The 20,394-nt window shown below is 69.3% G+C and carries 16 protein-coding genes and 1 tRNA gene; 8 read left to right on the forward strand and 9 right to left on the reverse strand.

From position 1 onward, the window contains the following. Positions 1–566: 566 nt before the first annotated feature. A complete protein-coding gene (locus ABZV42_RS16940) occupies positions 567–1,334 on the reverse strand; it encodes an IclR family transcriptional regulator (protein ID WP_356052399.1) in 768 nt (255 codons plus the stop codon). Positions 1,335–1,614: 280 nt separating this feature from the next. Between ABZV42_RS16940 and ABZV42_RS16945 the strand changes: the two genes are divergently transcribed. Next, positions 1,615–2,136: a hypothetical protein gene (locus ABZV42_RS16945; RefSeq protein ID WP_356052401.1), complete on the forward strand. Its 522-nt coding sequence runs from the start codon at positions 1,615–1,617 to the stop codon at positions 2,134–2,136. 211 nt (positions 2,137–2,347) lie between these two features. Here the strand turns inward: ABZV42_RS16945 and ABZV42_RS16950 are convergent, their stop codons facing one another. Then, complete coding sequence (locus ABZV42_RS16950; RefSeq protein WP_356052403.1) at positions 2,348–2,668, reverse strand: helix-turn-helix transcriptional regulator; 321 nt, start codon at positions 2,666–2,668, stop codon at positions 2,348–2,350. Between the two features lie 21 nt (positions 2,669–2,689). Here ABZV42_RS16950 and ABZV42_RS16955 point away from each other — a divergent pair, with 21 nt between their 5' ends. Next, positions 2,690–3,694: a hypothetical protein gene (locus ABZV42_RS16955; RefSeq protein ID WP_356052406.1), complete on the forward strand. Its 1,005-nt coding sequence runs from the start codon at positions 2,690–2,692 to the stop codon at positions 3,692–3,694. Positions 3,695–3,789: 95 nt separating this feature from the next. Continuing rightward, complete coding sequence (locus tag ABZV42_RS16960; protein WP_356052408.1) at positions 3,790–5,589, forward strand: hypothetical protein; 1,800 nt, start codon at positions 3,790–3,792, stop codon at positions 5,587–5,589. A 246-nt stretch (positions 5,590–5,835) separates the two neighbouring features. Here the strand turns inward: ABZV42_RS16960 and ABZV42_RS16965 are convergent. Then, positions 5,836–5,920 (reverse strand) — tRNA-Leu (locus tag ABZV42_RS16965). A 142-nt stretch (positions 5,921–6,062) separates the two neighbouring features. Between ABZV42_RS16965 and ABZV42_RS16970 the strand changes: the two genes are divergently transcribed. Further along, positions 6,063–7,394, forward strand: coding sequence for a DUF2254 domain-containing protein (locus tag ABZV42_RS16970; protein WP_355978521.1), 1,332 nt, complete (start codon positions 6,063–6,065; stop codon positions 7,392–7,394). Between the two features lie 196 nt (positions 7,395–7,590). On the opposite strand, the gene ABZV42_RS16975 is transcribed toward ABZV42_RS16970, so the two are convergent. The 3 genes from ABZV42_RS16975 to sucC all read right to left on the reverse strand — a co-directional run bounded on the left by ABZV42_RS16975 (position 7,591) and on the right by sucC (position 11,454). Continuing rightward, positions 7,591–9,234, reverse strand: coding sequence for an aldehyde dehydrogenase family protein (locus ABZV42_RS16975; RefSeq protein WP_356052410.1), 1,644 nt, complete (start codon positions 9,232–9,234; stop codon positions 7,591–7,593). 157 nt (positions 9,235–9,391) lie between these two features. Then, positions 9,392–10,312: a succinate--CoA ligase subunit alpha gene (sucD, locus tag ABZV42_RS16980; RefSeq protein WP_355978527.1), complete on the reverse strand. Its 921-nt coding sequence runs from the start codon at positions 10,310–10,312 to the stop codon at positions 9,392–9,394. Between the two features lie 11 nt (positions 10,313–10,323). Beyond that, positions 10,324–11,454, reverse strand: a complete 1,131-nt coding sequence (gene sucC, locus ABZV42_RS16985; RefSeq protein ID WP_356052412.1) for an ADP-forming succinate--CoA ligase subunit beta — start codon at positions 11,452–11,454, stop codon at positions 10,324–10,326. Between the two features lie 164 nt (positions 11,455–11,618). Here sucC and frc point away from each other — a divergent pair, with 164 nt between their 5' ends. The 4 genes from frc (at position 11,619) to ABZV42_RS17005 (ending at position 17,918) form a co-directional block, all read left to right on the forward strand. Beyond that, the gene (frc, locus tag ABZV42_RS16990; RefSeq protein ID WP_355978532.1) at positions 11,619–12,851 is read left to right on the forward strand and encodes a formyl-CoA transferase; all 1,233 of its coding nucleotides are present in this window, start codon (positions 11,619–11,621) and stop codon (positions 12,849–12,851) included. Between the two features lies 1 nt (position 12,852). Further along, positions 12,853–15,000, forward strand: a complete 2,148-nt coding sequence (locus ABZV42_RS16995; protein WP_356052414.1) for an acetate--CoA ligase family protein — start codon at positions 12,853–12,855, stop codon at positions 14,998–15,000. A gap of 123 nt (positions 15,001–15,123) precedes the next feature. Then, on the forward strand, positions 15,124–16,515 hold the full coding sequence (locus ABZV42_RS17000; protein ID WP_356052416.1) for an OFA family MFS transporter: 1,392 nt from the start codon (positions 15,124–15,126) through the stop codon (positions 16,513–16,515). Next, positions 16,512–17,918, forward strand: coding sequence for an OFA family MFS transporter (locus ABZV42_RS17005; protein WP_355978541.1), 1,407 nt, complete (start codon positions 16,512–16,514; stop codon positions 17,916–17,918). The genes ABZV42_RS17000 and ABZV42_RS17005 overlap by 4 nt, the downstream gene beginning before the upstream one ends. A 168-nt stretch (positions 17,919–18,086) precedes the next feature. Here ABZV42_RS17005 and ABZV42_RS17010 read toward each other — a convergent pair whose 3' ends face one another. The 3 genes from ABZV42_RS17010 to ABZV42_RS17020 all read right to left on the reverse strand — a co-directional run bounded on the left by ABZV42_RS17010 (position 18,087) and on the right by ABZV42_RS17020 (position 20,177). Then, positions 18,087–18,254 carry a hypothetical protein gene (locus tag ABZV42_RS17010; protein WP_355978544.1) on the reverse strand — a complete coding sequence of 56 codons (168 nt, stop codon included), beginning with the start codon at positions 18,252–18,254 and terminating at the stop codon, positions 18,087–18,089. A gap of 143 nt (positions 18,255–18,397) precedes the next feature. Continuing rightward, positions 18,398–19,072: a GntR family transcriptional regulator gene (locus ABZV42_RS17015; protein WP_356052418.1), complete on the reverse strand. Its 675-nt coding sequence runs from the start codon at positions 19,070–19,072 to the stop codon at positions 18,398–18,400. 157 nt (positions 19,073–19,229) lie between these two features. Continuing rightward, positions 19,230–20,177, reverse strand: coding sequence for a beta-ketoacyl-ACP synthase III (locus ABZV42_RS17020; protein ID WP_355978549.1), 948 nt, complete (start codon positions 20,175–20,177; stop codon positions 19,230–19,232). Between the last annotated feature and the right edge of the window lie 217 nt (positions 20,178–20,394).

A 20,394-nucleotide genomic window follows, 5' to 3' on the forward strand; every position in this document is an offset into this window, starting at 1 on the left:
TTACTCATGTTGCTCTTGCTACTCACTCCTGTGACTGCTTCCTCCGGGACCATCCGTCCCAGTATCAACCTGTCCGGCCGACAGGGGGAACCTCACTACCGTGCCGGCTCCGAGGATGCGTCGGGTGGTGTTCGTCGCGGTGCTGAGCTCGGAGCGGACCCTCGCCCTGGTACCTGACGAATCTCCTGGACGCCCGGCCCGATGGGTGCTTCCTTCAGGATCCGCCCAGGCTACGGAGCCCTACCATGATGCGGCGATGCGACTAGTCCACAATGTGGTCGGCACGATGCCAACGCGCGGTGGCACCGTTGAGGGGTGCCGTTGGGCTCAAGTTCCTGTACCCGTCGGCCAGAGCCGTCGAGAGGCGCACGTGTTCATCTTTCGCCTCATGGTGGCCGGCGGTCCGCCAAAGCATCTGCCTGGGAAGAGGCCAGTACGCTGGGCGGGACCAGACCAGTGGCCGGAGTTATGCGCTCACTGTGATCTGCCCGATGTAGATGCGCTGTTGACGGGATACCTGGACGGGTGGATCCCGGACGGGCGGATCACGTTGGGGCCTTGATCGCTCACGCTGTCCCGACGATTGCGGTGGCGGTCTCCTGCAGAGCCGTGGCGACTGCGGGCATATCTTGTTCTCGGAGGCGTACGGCGGGTGCGTGCACGGCGATCGCAGCGAGTGGCTCCCCAATGCGGTTCCGGACGGCCACCCCTACGCTGTGCAGGTCGTGCGCGCTTTCTTCGAGGTCTGCCGCCCATCCCCGGCCTCTGATTTCCTCCAGCTCCACCTCGAGCAGCGGCCATTCGGTGATGCTTGCTGCCGCCGTTGCGGCGAGTGCAGCCGGGAGAGCTGCGCGCACCTGTGCCGGGTCGCGGAGCGCAAGAAGGGCCTTGCCCGCCGCTGTGACATGCGCGGGAAGAGACTGGCCGAGTGGAGCGCTGACTCGCAGAACCTGCCGGCACTCGACTCCGTCGAGCAGCCGGACGACAGCGGCGTCCAAGCTATACAGGCATACCGTCTCCTGCAGCTTCTCGGACAGTTCTTCGAGGGGTCTGCGGGCCTGCTTCCGGACGTCCAGTTGAGCGATGGCGTCCAGTCCCATGCGTACGAGTTGCGGCCCCAGTGAGTATCCGCGCTGCCCCAGATCGTGCCGCAGGAAACCCGTGCGCGTCAGGGTGACCAGGATGCGATGCACGGTGGAGCGGGACATGCCGAGTTCCCGGGCAGTCTCCATGACACCGATCTTCCCCCGGTCATGAGCCAGGACAAGAACATCCAGAGCCTTCGTCACCGACGCCAAGGCCTCGGTCGCCGACAGATGATTAGCATCCACCATGATGGAACCGTAGCGCCCACAAGCTCCCAGGGACCGGGAGCTTCGACAGAATCCACACCGCCAGATTTCTGCGGTGCCACGCCTCACGGATCCAGCACGGCTTCTCAGGATTCCGACGAGTCACTTCTTCGCCAAGGCAGGTCGATTTCTGCGATAACTCCAACTGGACTTACCGCACTTGGGTGCGCTGCTGACCGTTTGGCGTCACCTCACAGGAACTGTGGGCGTGCCACAGTGTGCCGTCCCTACACTGGCAGCGGCCTTCCTCGAGGAGTTCACCATGGCGGGATACCGGACAGGCGCGCCTGCGTCGAGCAAAGGTGTCTATGTCGGCCTGGCCCGGCATGCCGTGGAGGAACTGATCACTTCGCTGCGTGGCGAGTTGGCCACGCTGGAGGCGGTCCTCGCGATGATGTGCCAGGAAGTCGAATCCACCGATGTTCACGAAGAGCGGCCGGCCACCGAGGAGGACACGGCGACCGTCCAGCCCTCCGGGGGGGCACCGTCCGAAGATTCTGTCTCCGACGAGGATCCGTCGACAGAAGAGGCGCCTCCGAGCTCTGGTACCCAGGCCCTGGGGCCTCCGCGCAACGGAAGCATGCGTGATGCGATCCTCACGCTCCTGTGCGCCACCCAAGAGGCGATGTCGATCACCGAAATCGCGGCGGCCGTGCGCCCGGGAGCGGACGCGACGGTCCGCTCATCCGTAGGGAAAACCCTCAACCGTATGAAGCAACTTGGCGAGGTGGAAAACGTAGCGCCAGGGATGTTCCGGGCCGTGCTGTCATCCCGAGTTGCTTGATCCACCTGAGCACGACCTCAACCCAATAAGCAGGCCTCCCTCGATTATCGGTCGAGGGAGGCCGCCCAAACGCACGAACGGACGCTTCTCCTAGCAGGGTTCCGGTCCGTCGTGCACGTTCACTCTAGCGCCGCCGACGGTAGCGCTAGAGAGAATCTGCGCCGTCATAGAATGGACCGTGCACGACTGACCCCAAACAGGCAATTGAGGATCAGTCATGGGCACATTGAGTCGCATTCGATCCGGGCCAGAGCGCAAGGCCCAGAGCGTGCTCCAGCCGGCAGACCGTCAGGACATCCGGCCAGCTGGCGCCCGCCAGCAGATCGCCGATGGTCTGCCTGCCGACATCGCTCTGGGCAGCCAGTGCGCGCAGCGAGAGTTTCGGTCGCTCCCCCAGGGCGGCGGTGAGGCGGCGGGCAATCGTCTGGACCACCGCTGCGGCGGGCTCCCCAACAATCCTGGCATCAGGCCACTCGTCCGGGTCGACGGCGTAATTCCGTGGCGACGCCGTGCGCGCTCGGCCTCCGGTCATAAAGATGCGCTCCTTCAGATCGTGATCGACACTGACATCAGCGGCCGGTTAACCGGCCAGATGTCATGGGCCTTGCGCCTGGAGGTCGCTGTGTCGAATCGTTTGCTGGCGTACTCGCCGAAAACGGAGACGGTGCCGCCCGCCCAGTGGCGACGCATCGCGCCGGTCGTCCGCTCGCTGGGATTCCTGGCCGTTGCGGCTGGCCCCTACGGCCCGGACGTGATCATGACGCCGCTCGCACGGCTGGTCGCCTGGACCGAGGCCCAGGGCCTCCCGCTGGAACCCTCGGTGATCCTTGACCGAAGCACCGTCGAACGGTTCATCCTCGTCGGCTGCAGCAGCATGGCCGCCAACAGTCGGCGGACCTGCAGTAGCCAGCTGCGCCGGGCTTCCGAAGCGCTCCTGCTGGATCAGCTCGGGCAGCATCCGCCGATTCGACTGAAGGCTGCCGCAATCCCGATGACGCCTTACCCACGGGCAGAAGTCGCCCACTGGCTGATCTGGGCGCAGAGCCTGCCCACCACGGCCCAGCGGCGCAATGCATGTTTGCTCTTCTGCCTCGGTATCGGGTGCGGCCTCGCCGTCGAGGATCTTGTGTACGTTCAGGGGCGGGACATCCACGCGGGCCCCACCGGGCGGGCACTGGTCAAGGTTCACGGGCGCCGGCCGCGGACCGTCGTGTGCCGTTACGCCTACGAGGAACTGCTCCTGGCGGAGGCTGCAGACATCCCGGCAGACGCGTACGTGTTCCGGCCAGACTGGCAGGACCGCACCAGCAAGCACATCGCATCGGATTGGCTCGCCAAGTACCCACGCATCATCGGCCGTTGCGACGGCGCGGTGCTGCAGACCCAGCGGCTGCGCACGACCTGGATTGTCGATCTGCTGAATGCGGGCATTCCACTGAAGGTGATTCTCAAAGCATCGGGGCTCGCGACGCTGCACAGCCTCTCGCGCTACCTCGTCTTCCTCCACGACGTATCCGAAGCAGAGGCATCCGATCTGTTGCGGGGAGCAGCGGCGTGAGCAGGAAGAACCCGGAGAACAAACCCTGTCGGCGTACCGGCCTCGCTTTACGCCCCGCACCGCAAGCCCCCGGCCGTACCCTCAACGATCGTGTCGTGAACCAGGTCTTCAATCTTGTGCGGCACAGCGGCGCACTGGAGCGCCTCCCCTCCGACAACCACAGGCCGGGGCCCAAGGGCATGCCCTTCCGCACCGTATTGATCGGCCTGATCCTGTCGCAGTACACGGGCAAGAGCGCAAACATCGACGACGCTTGGGAGACACTTTTCTTCGCGCTGTCTCCAGGGGCCAAAGCCCTGCTCGACGTTCCCGACATCGACCTGAACATCCCTGAGGGCGCCACCGGCGAAGAGATCGACCACATCGCGCACAAGCAGTACGCGATGTCGAAGCGGGTCTACCGGTCCTGGACATCGATGACCAAGCGCCTCGACCCGGCGCCGCACGACCGCCGCAAACGGCTGACACTCGGCGAGGCCAAGAAGATCCGGCGACGGTGGAATGCCCGCGCCAGCAGGGACACCGTGCGCAACCTGGAAGCCATCGCCCAGGACCTGGTTCTCGCCCCGGTCCTGGCCTCCTACCAGCGCGGCGACTTCGCTCGCTGGCACGGTCACGTCGCGGTCGACGACACTCCGGTTCCGATCTGGGGCAAAGGGCCTGACTACCGCAGGGACCGGGCCTCGCTTGAGATCACCGCGGGGATGTACGTGAAGGGAGGAGCGCCGAAGCGGCCACTGGATCCCGGCGGAGCTGCGGCCCCCACGAACACCGGCACCCGACGCGGCACCGCGAACAAGCCAGCGACTCGCAGTACCAAACCGACGCAGAAGAAGACCAAGGCACCAGAGAAGAAGGAGTTCCGCTACGCCATGATGGCCGCGTTCCCCGGCCACGGCCACGGCGACCTCGCCGGCGCCTACCCTGCGGTCTGTCTCGGCATGATCCTCCACACTCCGGGCACCGAACCGGGGCCGGCCGCCTTGCGCGCCATCCAACCGGCCTTTGAACGAGGCATGGTCAAAGACCTCTTCTGCGCCGACCGGGGCATCTCCCAAGCCAAGCCCCGCAACCTGCATCTGCAGCTGCTCGAACTCGGCCTCAACGCGGTGAAGCACTACAACGACGACAAGGTCGACCGGCAAGGGGAGTTCCGCGGCATGGAGCTGGTCGGCGGCGAGTTCTACTGCCCGATGATGCCGACCCCGCTCGTGACTGCAGGTACCACTTACATCAACAGCCGCACGGACGAGGACCGCGCCCACGCACTCAGCTTGATCCAGTCCCGAAAGGACTTCCAGACCAAGGTCAAGGAGTACGGCCCCGCGGGTGACCAGCGTCGACAGTGCCCGGCCCTCGGACCACACGCCACGGTCACCTGCTACCGCCGCCCCCAACCGCGACCGTCCACGATCGTCGACCTCGACGCCCCCACCGTCCGCACCCCAGCTGCCCTGCCCACCATCCCCCGGCCCAAGCGGGACACCAGCGCCTACCCCGACATCTGCACCGGGAAGAGCATCACTGTCCCGGGCGCCGTGCTGGCCAAATGGCGGCAGAAGTACGCCCTGTTCACACCTCTGTGGCAAGAGGCCTGGTCCGGACTGCGCAGTCAGAACGAAGGCGGCAACGGCAATCTTAAGAAATCCACCCTCGACAGCATCGACAACCCCCAGTTCCGCCTGCCCCACGGCCGCGTCGCGCAGACACTGCTCAACGCCGTGATCATCTTCGTGGCGAATCTCAGAGCCATCGAACGGTTCCGCCGCGACCAAGGCATCCAGCCGCGCCGAATCAGCACGCCGCATACCGCATCCCCAAGCGGCCGACCCGCCGACCCACCCCGGTCGGAACCGCTTCCGACCGGGCAGGGCAAGCCTCCGCCACGTGAGTGACGCATCCCCGCCGCGCTGCGCCCCCTGAAAACCCCACATGCCTGCGCCACGGCTACCAGCCGTCGCGCAGGCATGTCCTGTTTCCGCAGGTGAGAGGCGCAGCACCCGGACCGCCACCGCACCAACCCCTCACCGAGTCGATCACGCGACCCGAAGGCCTCAGGAACGACGAAAAACCGGTGAGTCACATGACTCGACCGGTAATTCGTGAACGCTTCGGGACGATCTCGTGAACGTCCCACAATGTGTCCGAGGGGGGACTTGAACCCCCACGCCCGTTAAAGGGCACTAGCACCTCAAGCTAGCGCGTCTGCCATTCCGCCACCCGGACAGGGTGTCTGCCGCCTGGCCGGAGGTGTTCCCCGCGGCGACATGGACAACAATACCAAGGTTTCGGAGTGCCTCTCACCTGCATATCCGGGCCTTCGGAGCGGGTCCGCGGCACACGGTGGGGGTGCGCATACAGTCTCACCATGGGTGACTGGATGACTACCGGTGGTCTGCGGGAAGGGCGGCGGCCGAGGGCGCTGTCGCCGTGGCGGGAGCATCTGCGGGACACGTTCTGGTTCGCGCCCACCGCGGCCATGGTGCTGGTCTTCGTGGTGTGGGCGGTGGCGACGGAGATCGACACCGCGATCGTCGACTCGCTGCGCGACGCTCGGGACTTCGACACCCTCGACGATCTGCTGCGGCTGGCCGACGACGCGAAGGCCGTGGTGACCGTCGTCAGCTCGGCGATGATGACCTTCATCGGTGTGGTCTTCAGCATCTCGCTGGTAGCCGTGCAGATGGCGAGCGGGCAGTTCAGTCCGCGCGTGGTGCGGATCTTCGTACGGAGCCGGATCACCAAGGCCACGTTCGCCGTGTTCCTCGCCACGTTCCTGCTGTCGCTGCTCGTACTGACCTCGTACGAGGGGCAGGCCGAGGCGCGGTACGTGACCTCGATCCCGCTGATCCAGTCGGTGCTGACGCTCACGATGCTGGGGCTGAGTCTCCTGCTCTTCGTGCTGTACGTGAACCAGACCCTGCGCCTCATGCGCATCACCCATGTCATCGACCGCATCACCCGCGAGGCGTTCAAGGTCGTCGCGCGCATGCCCGTGGGCCGCTCGACCGGCGAGGAGGACACGCTCGGGCCCGAGACCGCCCTGGTCACCCATCACGGGCGGGCCGGGGTCCTGCGGGATGTGAACATCGCCCGGCTGGTGAGGGCGGCCCGGCGGGAAGGTGTCGTGCTGAGGCTGATCCCGCGGATCGGAGACTTCGTCGTACCGGGCACGCCGCTGTTCGCCGTGTACGGAGGATCCGCCCCGGCGGGGCGGCCGCTCAATCGCACCGTGTCCGTCGGGGTGGAGCGCACCTTCCACCAGGACTTCGCGTTCGGACTGCGCCAGCTGTCCGACATCGGGCTGCGGGCGCTGTCGGCCGCGGTGAACGACCCGACCACGGCCGTGCAGGCGATCGACCGCATCGTGCAGTTCCTGGCCGCCGTCGCCGGCCGGCCCCTCGACGCGGCTCTCCATCGCGACCGGAGCGGGAACGTACGGCTGGTGCAGCCCGTGCCGGGGTGGACCGAGCTGGTCGATCTCGGGTTCGCCGAGATCCGGGGCTGTGCCACGGGCACACCGCAGGTCACCCGGCGCCTCGTCGCCGGGCTCGACGATCTGGCCGTGATCGCTCCCGCGGACCGGCGTGAGCCCCTTCTCCGGCACCGAGCGCTGCTAGTCGAGGCCGTGGAGCGCTCGGTCGCCGAGGCCTCGGACCGCGCCTTCGCCCTGCGACCGGACCGGCAGGGCATCGGTTGACCGGCCGGCACACCGGGACTTCCCCGCGGGGCGGCGCCCGGTCGCGGACGCCACCCCCGCCCACGCCCGCTCCCACTCGCACTCCAGCTCCGGCTCCGGCTCCGGCTCCGGCTCCGGCTCCGGCTCCGGCTCCGGCTCCGGCTCCGCAGAGGATCACGAAGGCTCGGAGCTCACGAGGCTCACGAGGCTCACGAGGTCACGGCATCAAGTGGTAATCCGGGAAGTTCCCCGGCAGCCGCTCCCCCGCCGGGCCCCGGGTCACCGCTCGCACCAGGAGTTCCCCGCCCACGAACGCGCCCCGCCACGAGGCCCCGAAGCCGCCGAAGAGTTCGTCGCGGTCGCCGCGGGAGCGGGGCCTGCCGTGGCCGACCTTGAAGGCGCGGATCTGGGGTGCCAGCCGGGTGTACGTCGCCTCGTCGTCCGTGGACAGCGTGGCGACCAGCGCGCCGTTCGACGCGTTCATCGCGGCGAGCAGTTCGGCCTCGGTGTCGACCAGGACGATGGTGTCGACCGGGCCGAAGGGTTCGGCGTGGTGCAGCGGCGAGGAGGGGGGCGGGTTGAGGAGCGTGACGGGCTGGACGTACGCCGCCGTGTCCTGGCCGGGCAGGAAGCGGGCGTCGGACGGCTTGCCGCGGTACAGCGGGACCGCGCCCCGGTCGATGGCCTCGGCGATCTGGTCCTTCAGCTCCTTGGCCTTGGCCGCGTTGATGACCGGGCCGAAGTCCAGCGACGGATACGGGTCGCCGGGCTGCTCGACGGCGAGCGGGTGACCGGTGCGCAGGGTGCGTACGGCCGGAAGGTACGCGGCGAGGAAGTCGTCGAACAGGGCGCGCTGGACGACGAAGCGCGGGTAGGCGGTGCAGCGCTGCTTGCCGTAGTCGAAGAGCTTGGGGACGACCGCCGTCAGCGCGTCCCAGTCGCTGTAGTTCCAGACGCCCCAGGTGTTGAGGCCCTCCTGTTCGAGGACATGGCGCTTGCCGAGGTCGGCGACGGCGGTGGCCACGGCGGCGCCGGTGTCCCGGCCGCCGACGAAGGAGACGCACCCGATCTCGGGCGCGCGCACGAGCGCCTCCGAGAGTTCGCTTCCGCTCCCGCTGACCAGGGTGAGGGGGAGGCCTTCGCGCGCGGCGAGCGCGCAGGCCAGGGTGAGGCAGGCGACACCGCCGTCGGTGGGGGTCTTGGCGATGACCGCGTTGCCCGCGAGCGCCTGCACCAGCATCGCGTGGACCAGAACGCTCATCGGGTAGTTCCAGCTGGCGATGTTGGACACGGGTCCGTCGAGCGGGGTCCGGCCTTCCACCATGGGCTCGACGCCGTCGACGTACCAGCGCACGCCGTCGATGGCGCGGTCCACGTCCGCCCGGGCCAGCCGCCAGGGCTTGCCGATCTCCCAGACGAGCAGGAGGGCGAGCAGTTCGCGGTGTTCGGTGAGGGCGTCGAGGGCCGCCGCGACGCGGGCCCGGCGCTCGGCGAGGGGAACATGGCGCCAGGCTCGGTGCTGGTCGAGCGAGGCGCGGACGGCCGCGCGGGCGGTGACGCCGTCGAGCCGTGGCGGTCCCGCGACGGGGCTGCCGTCAACGGGGCTGGTGGCGGGCAGCGCCCGGCCGTCGGCCTGCCAGCCGGAGTTCCAGAGGTTGAGCACCCGCTCGTCGCGGAACGCCTCGGGGGCGACGGCGAGGGATCTCCGCCAGGCGTCGGCCCAGGACGTGCCCGACTTGAGGACGAGAGGGGCGGCGTCGAAAGAGCCGGGTCCGGGACGGGTGGGGCCGGGAAGCGTGGGATCGGGAGGGGTGGGACCGGGTGGCGTGAGGTCGGGAGGGGTGGGGTCGGGGGTTGGCATCGGTTGTCTCCGCTCTCGGTGCACAGTCGGGGGCGGGGGCCCGGATCCTGCCGGACGGCAGGCCGCACAGGCCGCGCGAACAGTCGTCGCGTACATGAGGGAACGTAGTGGGGTCCGACGGTTTCCGACAGTCACCCCACATCAACTATGAGTGACATCACTCGCCGCCGCCCTCCGCCAGCCGCGCCAGGACCAGCCGTGCGGTCTCGGTCGGGGTGTCGCCGACCCGCACTCCGGCCGCCTCCAGGGCCTTCTTCTTGGCCCGGGCGGTGCCCGAGGAGCCCGAGACGATGGCGCCGGCGTGCCCCATCGTCCGGCCCTCGGGGGCGGTGAATCCGGCGATGTAGCCGACGACGGGCTTGGTGACGTGATCGCGTACGTACGCGGCCGCCCGTTCCTCGGCGTCGCCGCCGATCTCCCCGATGAGAATGATCAGCTCGGTGTCGGGGTCCTCCTCGAAGGCCGCCAGACAGTCGATGTGAGAGGTGCCGACGACGGGGTCCCCGCCGATTCCCACGCAGGTCGAGAAGCCGATGTCCCGCAGTTCGTGCATGAGCTGGTAGGTGAGGGTGCCGGACTTGGAGACCAGGCCGATGCGTCCGGGCCCGGTGATGTCGGCGGGGATGATGCCCGCGTTCGACTGTCCCGGCGAGATGAGGCCGGGGCAGTTGGGGCCGATGACACGGGTGCCCCGGGCGGCTGCGTGCGCGCGGAAGGCGACGGAGTCGTGGACGGGGATGCCCTCGGTGATGACGACGGCGAGCGCGATCCCTGCGTCGGCGGCCTCCATCACGGCCTCGCGGGCGAAGGCGGGCGGCACGAACACGACGCTCACGTCGGCTCCCGTCGCCTCGATCCCCTCGCGCACGGAACCGAAGACGGGGACGGTCCTCCGGACGCTCTCACGGCCCCCGGGGCCCGGAACGTCGAACTCCACGGCCAGGCCGGCCTTGCGCGGATTGACGCCGCCGACGACATCCGTGCCGGCGGCGAGCATGCGCCGGGTGTGCCGCATGCCCTCGGCGCCGGTCATGCCCTGGACGACGACCTTGGAATTCCTGGTGAGAAAGACGGCCATGTCCCGCTCCTTCAGCCGATGTGGGCCAGTCGGGCGGCGAGGCGGGCCGCGTCGTCCATGGTGGCGGCCTGGTGCACCAGGGGGTGCGCCCGCTCGCCGAGGACGGCGCGGCCCCGGGCCGCGTTGTTGCCGTCGAGCCGGACCACGAGCGGCTTGGTCGGCCGTACGGCGTCCAGCGCCCGCACGATGCCGTCGGCGACCGCGTCGCAGGCGGTGATGCCGCCGAAGACGTTGACGAGGACGGATCTGACGCCGGGGTCGGACAGGACGACGGACAGTCCGTCGGACATGATCCGCGCGGAGGCTCCGCCGCCGATGTCGAGGAAGTTGGCGGGGCGGGCGCCGCTGCCGGCGACGACGTCGAGCGTCGACATCACGAGGCCGGCTCCGTTGCCGATGACACCCACCTCGCCGTCCAGCTTCACGTAGTTGAGGCCCTTGGCCGCGGCGGCGGCCTCCAGCGGGTCGCCGTGCGAGTCCTCACCTTCGGCCCAACGCGGCTGGCGGAAGCGGGCGTTGTCGTCCAGGGTGACCTTGCCGTCCAGGGCGACGATCTGCCCCTGGACGGTGCGGACGAGCGGGTTCACCTCGACGAGGAGGGCGTCCTCGCGGATGAGCACCTGCCAGAGCCGCACGAGGACGTCGGCGGTCCGAGGCGGCAGTGCGGCGGCCCGGACGATCTCGGCCGCCTTCTGCGGGGTGACACCGTGCGCCGGGTCCACGGGGACACGCGCCACCGCCTCCGGCCGGGCCGCGGCCACCTCCTCGATCTCGGTGCCGCCCTCGGCGGAGGCGATCGCGAGGAAGCGTCCGGCGGCGCGGTCGAGGACGTACGAGACGTAGAACTCGCTCTCGATGTCGACCGGTTGGGCGAGCATCACCGTGCGGACGGGGTGCCCCTTGATGTCCGTGCCGAGGATGTCGCGCGCCGCGCGTTCGGCGGCGGCGGGGTCCTCTGCGAGCCGCACTCCGCCCGCCTTGCCGCGCCCGCCGGTCCTGACCTGGGCCTTGACGACGACCCGGCCGCCGAGTCGGCGCGCGATGCCGCGCGCCCGGCCGGGCGAGTCGGTGACCTCGGCGTGCGGCACCGGAACGCCGTACTCCTCGAAGAGTCGCCGTGCCTGATGTTCGTACAGATCCACGTTTCGGCTCCTGTCCTGAAAGTGGTGCACGACCCCTGGACATCACCCATCGGATGCGGGATAACAATCTTCATACAGTATTCGTCGACTGTATGCAATGTACGAACCTGACTCACCGCCGGCTCCACCGGGCGGCTCAAGGCAACGGACAAGTGAGGTGACCTGTGACGACCAAGGCTCTCGAAGGCATCCGGGTCCTGGACATGACGCACGTTCAGTCCGGTCCCTCGGCGACCCAGTTGATGGCATGGCTCGGCGCCGACGTGGTCAAACTCGAGGCGCCGGCCGGTGACATCACCCGCACCCAGCTGCGGGACATCCCGGACGCCGACTCCCTCTACTTCACCATGCTCAACAGCAACAAGCGCAGCATCACCCTCAACACCAAGACCGAGCGCGGAAAACAGCTCCTGACCGAGCTGATCCGCCGCTCCGACGTCATGGTGGAGAACTTCGGCCCCGGCGCGGTCGACCGCATGGGCTTCACCTGGGACCGCATCCGCGAGATCAACCCGCGGATCGTCTACGCCTCCATCAAGGGCTTCGGAGACGGCCCTTACACCGACTTCAAGGCGTACGAGGTGGTCGCGCAGGCCATGGGCGGCTCCATGGCCACCACCGGATTCGAGGACGGCCCCCCGTTGGCCACCGGCGCCCAGATCGGCGACTCCGGCACCGGCGTCCACGCCGTCGCCGCCGTTCTCGCGGCCCTCCTCCAGCGCACCCGCACCGGACGCGGCCAGCGCGTCAACGTGGCCATGCAGCACGCCGTCCTCAACCTCTGCCGGGTCAAGCTGCGCGACCAGCAGCGCCTGGCCAACGGACCGCTCGCCGAGTACCCCAACGACGACTTCGGCGACGAGGTCCCCCGTTCGGGCAACGCCTCCGGCGGCGGCCAGCCCGGCTGGGCCGTCAAGTGCGCGCCCGGCGGCCCCAACGACTACGTCTACGTCATCGTCCAGCCCGCCGGCTGGAAGCCGATCACCCGGCTCATCGGCCGTCCCGAGCTGGCCGACGACCCCGGCTGGGCGACCCCGCGGGCCCGGCTGCCGAGGCTCACCAAGATGTTCCAGCTCATCGAGGAGTGGACGACCACGCTGCCCAAGTGGCAGGTACTGGAACAGCTCAACGCCGAGAGCATCCCGTGCGGACCGATCCTGTCCACCAGGGAGATCATCGAGGACGCCTCGCTCGCCGCGAACGACATGGTCGTCGAGGTCGAGCATCCCGAGCGCGGCTCCTACGTCACCGTCGGCAGCCCCCTCAAGCTCTCCGACTCCCCCGTCGACATCACCGCCTCCCCGCTGCTCGGCGAGCACAACGAGGAGATCTACATCGGCGAACTCGGCCTCGGCGAAGAGGAATTGCGGCTCCTGAAGTCGGGCGGGGTGATCTGAGATGGCGGCACAGGACCGGGTGGCGAGGGTAAGGGCGCTCCTCGACGGCGTACGGCGCCAGGGGCGCACCGCGCTGACGGCACCCGAGGGCAAGCGGATCGCCGACGCCTACGGGATCGCCGTACCCGGCGAGGAGATCGCCCGCGACGAGGACGAGGCGGTCGCCTGCGCGGAACGCTTCGGGGGCCCCGTGGTGATGAAGATCGTCTCCCCCGACATCCTGCACAAGACCGACGCGGGCGGGGTGCTGGTCGGTATCGAGGGAGAGGCCGAGGTCCGGGCCGCCTTCCGGACCCTCGTCGAGAACGCCCGTGCGTACGACGTCCGCGCCCGGATCGACGGCGTCCAGGTGCAGGAGCTGATCCCGCCGGGGCAGGAGGTCATCGTCGGCGCCGTGACCGACCCGACGTTCGGGAAGATCGTCGCCTTCGGGCTCGGCGGTGTGCTGGTCGAGGTGCTGAAGGACGTCACCTTCCGGCTCGCGCCGGTGGACGCGGGCGAGGCGCTGTCGATGCTCGACTCGATCCGCGCCGCGCCGGTCCTGCACGGGGTGCGCGGTGCTCCCGCGGTGGACCGGACGGCGCTGGCCGAGCAGATCCGCCGGGTCTCCGAACTCGTCACGGACTTCCCCGAGATCGCCGAGGTGGACCTCAACCCGGTGATCGCGACCTCGCGGGGCGCGATCGCGGCGGACATCCGGGTGATCCTCGGCGCGGGCCCGGTGGCCGGGCGGCGCCGGTACACCCGGGCCGAGATCCTCGCCTCCATGGACCGGCTGATGCGGCCGCGGTCCATCGCCGTGATCGGCGCCTCCGACGTCCCGGGCAAGATCGGTCACGCGGTGCTGCGCAACCTCGTCGACGGGGGCTTCGCGGGCGAGATCCATCCGGTGAACCCCAAGGCCGACGACATCCAGGGCCGCAAGGCCTACGCGAGTGTCACGGACATCCCCGGCGAGGTGGACGTCGCGGTCTTCGCCGTCCCCGCCAGAGCGGTGCCACGGGTCCTGGAGGAGGTGGGACGCAAGAACATCCCCAACGCGGTCCTGATCCCCTCCGGGTTCGCCGAGACCGGCGAACAAGGACTCCAGGACGAGATCACGGCGATCGGCGAGCAATACGGCATACGCCTGCTCGGCCCGAACATCTACGGCTACTACTCGACCTGGCAGGACGTGTGCGCCACGTTCTGCACACCGTACGACGTGAAGGGCGGAGTCGCGCTCACCTCGCAGTCCGGTGGGATCGGCATGGCCGTCCTCGGGTTCGCGCGGACCACGAAGACGGGCGTCTCGGCGATCGTCGGGCTCGGCAACAAGGCGGACCTGGACGAGGACGACCTGCTCACCTGGTTCGGCGAGGACCCTCGCACCAGGTGCGTCGCGATGCACCTGGAGGACCTCAAGGACGGCCGCGCCTTCGTGGAGGCGGCCCGCGCCACCGTCCCGAAGAAGCCCGTCATCGTCCTGAAGGCCGGGCGGACCGCCGCCGGCGCGCGGGCCGCCGGCTCGCACACCGGAGCCCTCGCCGGTGACGACGCCGTGTACGACGACATCCTCCGGCAGGCCGGCGTCATCAGGGCTCCCGGGCTGAACGACATGCTGGAGTACGCGCGCGCCCTGCCGGTGCTGCCCGCTCCCCGGGGCGACAACGTCGTGATCATCACCGGCGCGGGCGGCAGCGGTGTCCTGCTGTCCGACGCGGTCACCGACAACGGGCTGTCCCTGATGGAGATCCCGCCGGATCTCGACGCCGCCTTCCGGGAGTTCATCCCGCCCTTCGGGGCCGCGGGCAACCCGGTGGACATCACGGGCGGCGAGCCTCCGTCGACGTACGAGGCGACGATCCGGCTCGGTCTCTCGGACCCGCGCGTCCACGCGCTCGTCCTCGGCTACTGGCACACGATCGTCACCCCTCCCATGGTCTTCGCCGAGCTCACCGCGCGCGTGGTGGCCGAATTCCGCGAACGCGGCGTCGAGAAGCCCGTGGTGGCCTCGCTCGCGGGCGACGTCGAAGTGGAGGAGGCCTGCCGGTACTTGTACGAACGGGGCGTCGTCGCCTACCCGTACACCACCGAGATGCCGGTGGCCGTCCTCGGCGCGAAGTACCGCTGGGCGCGCGCGGCAGGGCTGTTGGGGGGCCGTCCATGACATGAGTGTGCGCGGGGGCGGCCGACGGTGCGCGTCGGCCGGCCCCGGGACCCGCGGGCGCACGAAAGGCATTTGGCAGGGGGCGCTGACCAGATCTTTCGACGCAAGGGGATCTCGATCGACATGACAACCACCGGCTACTCGACCCCGGTCCCTCATCGCGAGGTGACGGACCGCAACGGACGCGTGTACCGCGTCGGCGAGACCGACCTCGACATCATGGGCCGAAAACGCGCCTGGATGGTCTTCCTGCCCTGGGCGGGCATGCTGGGCATCAGCTCGGCCGAGTACGCGTTCACTTCTGCGGAGGACACGCTCCACGAGGCACATCTGTGGAGCGGCGGACACATCTTCTGGCTGATGGGCGTCTGGGTGTTCTTCCAGGCGGCCGTGGCCTTCCCGGCCGGGCGGCTGCGTGAGAGCGGCAGGCTGCCCGCCCGTACGGCGATGCTGCTGGGCGCGCTCGGCACCCTGCTCGGCTATGTGTCCCTGGCCTTCGCGCCGCATGTGACGGTCGCCTATCTCGGCTTCGGCATGTGCAGCGGCATCGGCGCGGGTCTCGTCTACGCGACCTGCGTGAACATGGTCGGCAAGTGGTATCCGGAGCGCAAGGGCGGCAAGACGGGCTTCGTCAACGGCGGTTTCGCCTACGGGTCCGTGCCCTTCGTCTTCCTGTTCACCTCGTACATGGATCTCGGCAACTACCGGGGCGTCCTGGTGGGCACCGGCCTGGTCTGCTGCGCGCTGGTCGCGGCGGCCGGCTGGTTCTTCAGGGACCCGCCGAAGGGCTGGTGGCCGCCGGACGTGGACCCGCTGAAGGTGCCGGACGACCCCAGGATCCGGCGGGCGCTGGAGAAGAACCCGCCGGCGGTCAGGCAGTACACCCCGAGGGAGGCCGCGCGTACCCCCGTTCTGTGGATGATGTGGTTCTGTCTGCTGTGCACGGCCGGGATCAACATCTTCGGCATCGCCTTCCAGGTCCCGTTCGGCAAGGACATGGGCTTCACCGGCGGGATCGTGGCCACGGCGATGTCGCTGAAGGCCGTCGTCAACGGCACCGGGCGCGGGGTCATCGGCTGGATCTCCGACCGCGTCGGCCGGCGCCACACCCTGATCATCGTGTGTCTGGTGCTGGGTTCGGCCCAGTTCGGTGTGCTGGTGTCCGGCCGGATGGGCAGCATGCCGTTCTTCCTGATCTGCTCCATGGTCTCCGGCTTCGGCGGCGGCGCGATCTTCCCGCTGTTCGCGGCCATGACGGCGGACTACTTCGGCGAGAACAACAACGCCTCCAACTACGGGCTGGTCTACAGCTCGAAGCTGATCTCGGGCCTCGTCGGCTCCGGTATGGGCGCGGTCGTCGTCGGCGCCTGGGACTACCACGGCGCCTTCGTGCTCGCCGGGTCCGTCGGTCTGGCGTCCGCCGTACTGGCCCTGTTCCTCAGGGCACCGGGCCGGCCCGGTGCCCGGAGCATCGTTCCCAATCCGCACCCGCTCGGCGAGGAGATGGCGTCATGACGGCGGAACCCATCGCGGCGAAGGACTCGCCGGACGACCACGGCGCCCCGGGGCGCGCCTACCGGGAAATCACGGACGCCCGCGGCCGTGTCTACCGGGTCGGCGAGACGGACCGGGACATCCTCGGCCACTCACGCTCGTTCATGGTCTACCTGCCCTGGGCCGCCATGATGGCCATCAGCGTCTTCGAGTACGCGTACGGCTCGGCCGAGGACACCCTGTCCCACGCCCACGGCTGGTCCCAGAGCAACACCTTCTGGATCCTCAGCATCTGGGTGTTCTTCCAGGCCGGTATCGCCTTCCCGGCGGGCTGGCTGCGGGAGAGGGGCATCCTGACGGCCCGGGGAGCCATGTACACGGGATCGGTCATGTGCGCGTTCGGCTTCCTGGCCCTCTCGCACCTGAGCGATGTCCTGCTCGCGATCCTGGGCTTCGGTGTCATCGGCGGTGTCGGATCGGGCCTGGTGTACGCGACCTGCATCAACATGGTCGGCAAGTGGTTCCCCGAACGCCGTGGCGCGCGTACGGGATTCGTCAACGGCGGCTTCGCGTACGGCTCGCTGCCGTTCATCTTCATCTTCAACTACGCGTTCGACACGGCCAATTACCACCGCGTCCTCGACCTCATCGGCTGTTACGTGATGGTCGTGGTGCTGACGGCCGCGTTCTTCTTCAAGGACCCGCCGAAGAACTGGTGGCCCGCTGACATCGACCCGCTGACCCGCGACGGTTCCGGGAAGGGTGCCGCGAGCCTGTCCAAGAACCCTCCCGCCGTGAAGCAGTACACCCCCGAGGAGGCGATCAGGACCGGCGTGCTCCCGCTGATGTGGATCGCGCTGGTGATGACCGCCGGTGTGTCGATCTTCGGGATCTCCTTCCAGGTCGACTTCGCCAAGGAGGTGGGATTCGGCCCGCTGGTGGCGGCCTCGTCGATGGGCGTGATGGCGGTCGTCAACGGGGTCGGCCGGGGTGTGGTGGGCTGGCTGTCCGACTCCTGGGGGCGCAAGCGGACCCTGGTCTTCGTCATCGTGGTCCTCGGACTCGCGCAGTTCGGCGTGATCTGGGCCGGTGACATCCACAGCGAGGCGCTCTTCCTGTTCTTCGCCTTCCTCTCCGGGTTCGGCGGCGGCGCCTTCTACCCGATGTTCGCGGCCCTGACCCCGGACTACTTCGGCGAGAACTACAACGCCACCAACTACGGGCTGGTGTACAGCGGAAAGCTGGTCAGCGGTCTGTTCGGCGGCGGGCTCGGCTCGATGGTGGTCGCCGCCTGGGGCTACGACGGCGCCTACGCGCTGGCCGGCGGCATCTCCATGGTGGCGGCCGCGATCGCCCTGCTGCTCCGGCAGCCGGGGCACAGCACGGCGGACACCTCCTCGCCACAGCCGCAGCCGGTCGGCTGAGCGTCCACGGGCCACCCGGAGCCGGGTGACCCGTGGGCGGCCGTGCCCGGAACACCGCACGGCCGGCCCGCGCGGGCGTCGCCGACGCACCACCCGTACGCGAGGGTGGCCCTCACCTGCGAGTCGGCGGGGAGGGCCACCCTCGCGTCCGCCACAGGTGGGTGGCGGCTACTTCACGACGACGTGGTCGGCGGTGGAGGTGGCGGCACCGGTGGTGCCGGTGCCGGCGAAGACCCAGCGCCGGGAGCCTTCGGCGATCGCGGGGACGGTGGCCTTCAGGGCGCCGTCCGTACCGGACGTGACCGTCCTGACGGTCGTGTAGGCGTCATCTTGCACGTGTAGTCGCCGGTGCGGCCCGCGCACGGCTTGACGGGGTCCACCCACACGTCGGTCGAGACGGGCCAGCCACCGTGGTGGAGAGTCGCGCCGGCGCCGACCCGTGAAACCGTCCCGGGGCGGAAGCGGAACCCGTCGGCCGGCTACTTCGCGCGGTCGTGGTACATCTTCCGCGTGTGTTCGGTGTGGGCCCGCATGATGTCGGTGGCCCGCTGTCCGTCGCGCTGCGCTATCGCGGCGATCAGTTCGCGGTGTTCGATCCAGGACTGCCGCCCGCGCTGCCTGGCCACCGGCGTGTAGTACCAGCGGACCCGGCGGTCGACCTGTGCGGCGAGCTCGGCGAGGACCGTGTTGCCGGCGAGTTCCATGATCTTGGCGTGCAGCCGTGCGTTCATCGCGACCGCGGCGTCGACGTCGTCGGCGGCGACCGCGCGCTCGCCCTCCGCGCACAGGTCCTCGAGCGCGCCGACTGCGGAGGGGCCCGCGTTGGCGGCGGCGAGACGGGCCGCTTCGGCCTCCAGGAGCGTGCGGACCGTGAGGAGCTGGTCGGCCTCCTCCTCGGTCGGCTCGTGCACGAACGCGCCCTGGGCGGGCCGCAGATCGACCCAGCCCTCGGTGCTCAGCCGCTGGAGCGCCTCCCGTACGGGCTGCCGGGACACCCCCAGATGACCGGCGAGTTCGCTCTCGACGAGGTGCTGGCCCGGCTTCAGGGCACGGGTGGTGATGAGTTCGAGCAGCGCCTCGTAGACGCGGTCACGGAGCGGGCCGGGCCGCTCGAGCTTGGGTACCGCTCCCGAAGGCAGGCTGGTCGACAACATCACGGTCCCTCCCTGGGCGGCGTCGTCGCCGCGATAGGAAAGTCGATTATCAATTGTCTTTCGCCTACAGTCTACGGCGCACAAACGCGCCGCAGACAGGGGAGTTGGGCTTGTCACACCAGGGACACGGAGGGCCGGACGAGCGGTTCGGGCCGCCTCACGGGCAGCGGACGACCTGCCCGGCGTAGGAGAGGTTGCCGCCGAAGCCGAACAGCAGGACGGGGTCGCCGGTGGAGATCTCTCCGCGCTCGACGAGCTTGGAGAAGGCGAGCGGGATGCTGGCGGCGGAGGTGTTCCCGGAGTCGACGACATCGCGTGCCACGACGGCGTTCACCGCGCCGATCTTCAGGGCGAGCGGCTCGATGATGCGCAGGTTGGCCTGGTGCAGGACGACTCCGGCCAGGTCCTCGGGCGTGAGGCCGGCGCGCTCGCAGGCCTTCCGGGCGATCGGCGGGAGCTGGGTGGTGGCCCAGCGGTAGACGCTCTGGCCCTCCTGCGCGAACCGCGAGGGGGTGCCCTCGATGCGCACCGCGTGCCCCATCTCCGGCACCGAGCCCCACAGTACCGGCCCGATGCCGGGCTCCTCGCCCGCGGGGCAGGCCTCGACCACGGCGGCCCCCGCGCCGTCCCCGACGAGGACACACGTGGTGCGGTCGCTCCAGTCCGTCACGTCGGTCATCTTGTCGGCGCCGATGACGAGCGCCCGGGTCGCGGCCCCGGCACGCACGGCGTGGTCGGCGGTGGCGAGGGCGTGGGTGAACCCGGCGCAGACGACGTTGACGTCCATCGCGGCCGGCGAGGGGATGCCGAGGCGGGCGGCGACCCGGGCGGCCATGTTCGGGGAGCGGTCTACGGCCGTGGAGGTGGCGACGAGGACGAGGTCGATGTCGCCGGGCGCCAGACCGGCCGAGGCGAGCGCCTTGGCGGCGGCGTGCGCGGCCAGCTCGTCGACCGGTTCGTCGGGCCCGGCGACATGACGGGTCCGGATGCCCACACGGCTCCTGATCCACTCGTCGCTGGTGTCGACCAGGGCCGCCAGGTCCTCGTTGGTGAGTACCTTGGCGGGCTGGTAGTGGCCGACGGCGGCGATCCGTGAGCCGTTCATGAGTGGTCCCCCTCGTGCTTCGGGTAGCGGGATCCACCAGTCTGATCAGTGACTCACCAGTACGGCGGCAGGTGAAGCCACAGGATTGCGGCGCCAGGCTTGTCGGCTTCTGTCAGACCTTGGGACGTCCGAACAGCTACCCCGAAAACAGTTGAGTGGCCTTTTGTACGAGCTCGTAGACGCCATAGCACAGGGGCGCGCCCACCCACAGCCAGGC

Origin of the sequence: Streptomyces sp. NPDC005281 (assembly GCF_040607495.1) — a bacterium.
GTDB lineage: Bacteria > Actinomycetota > Actinomycetes > Streptomycetales > Streptomycetaceae > Streptomyces.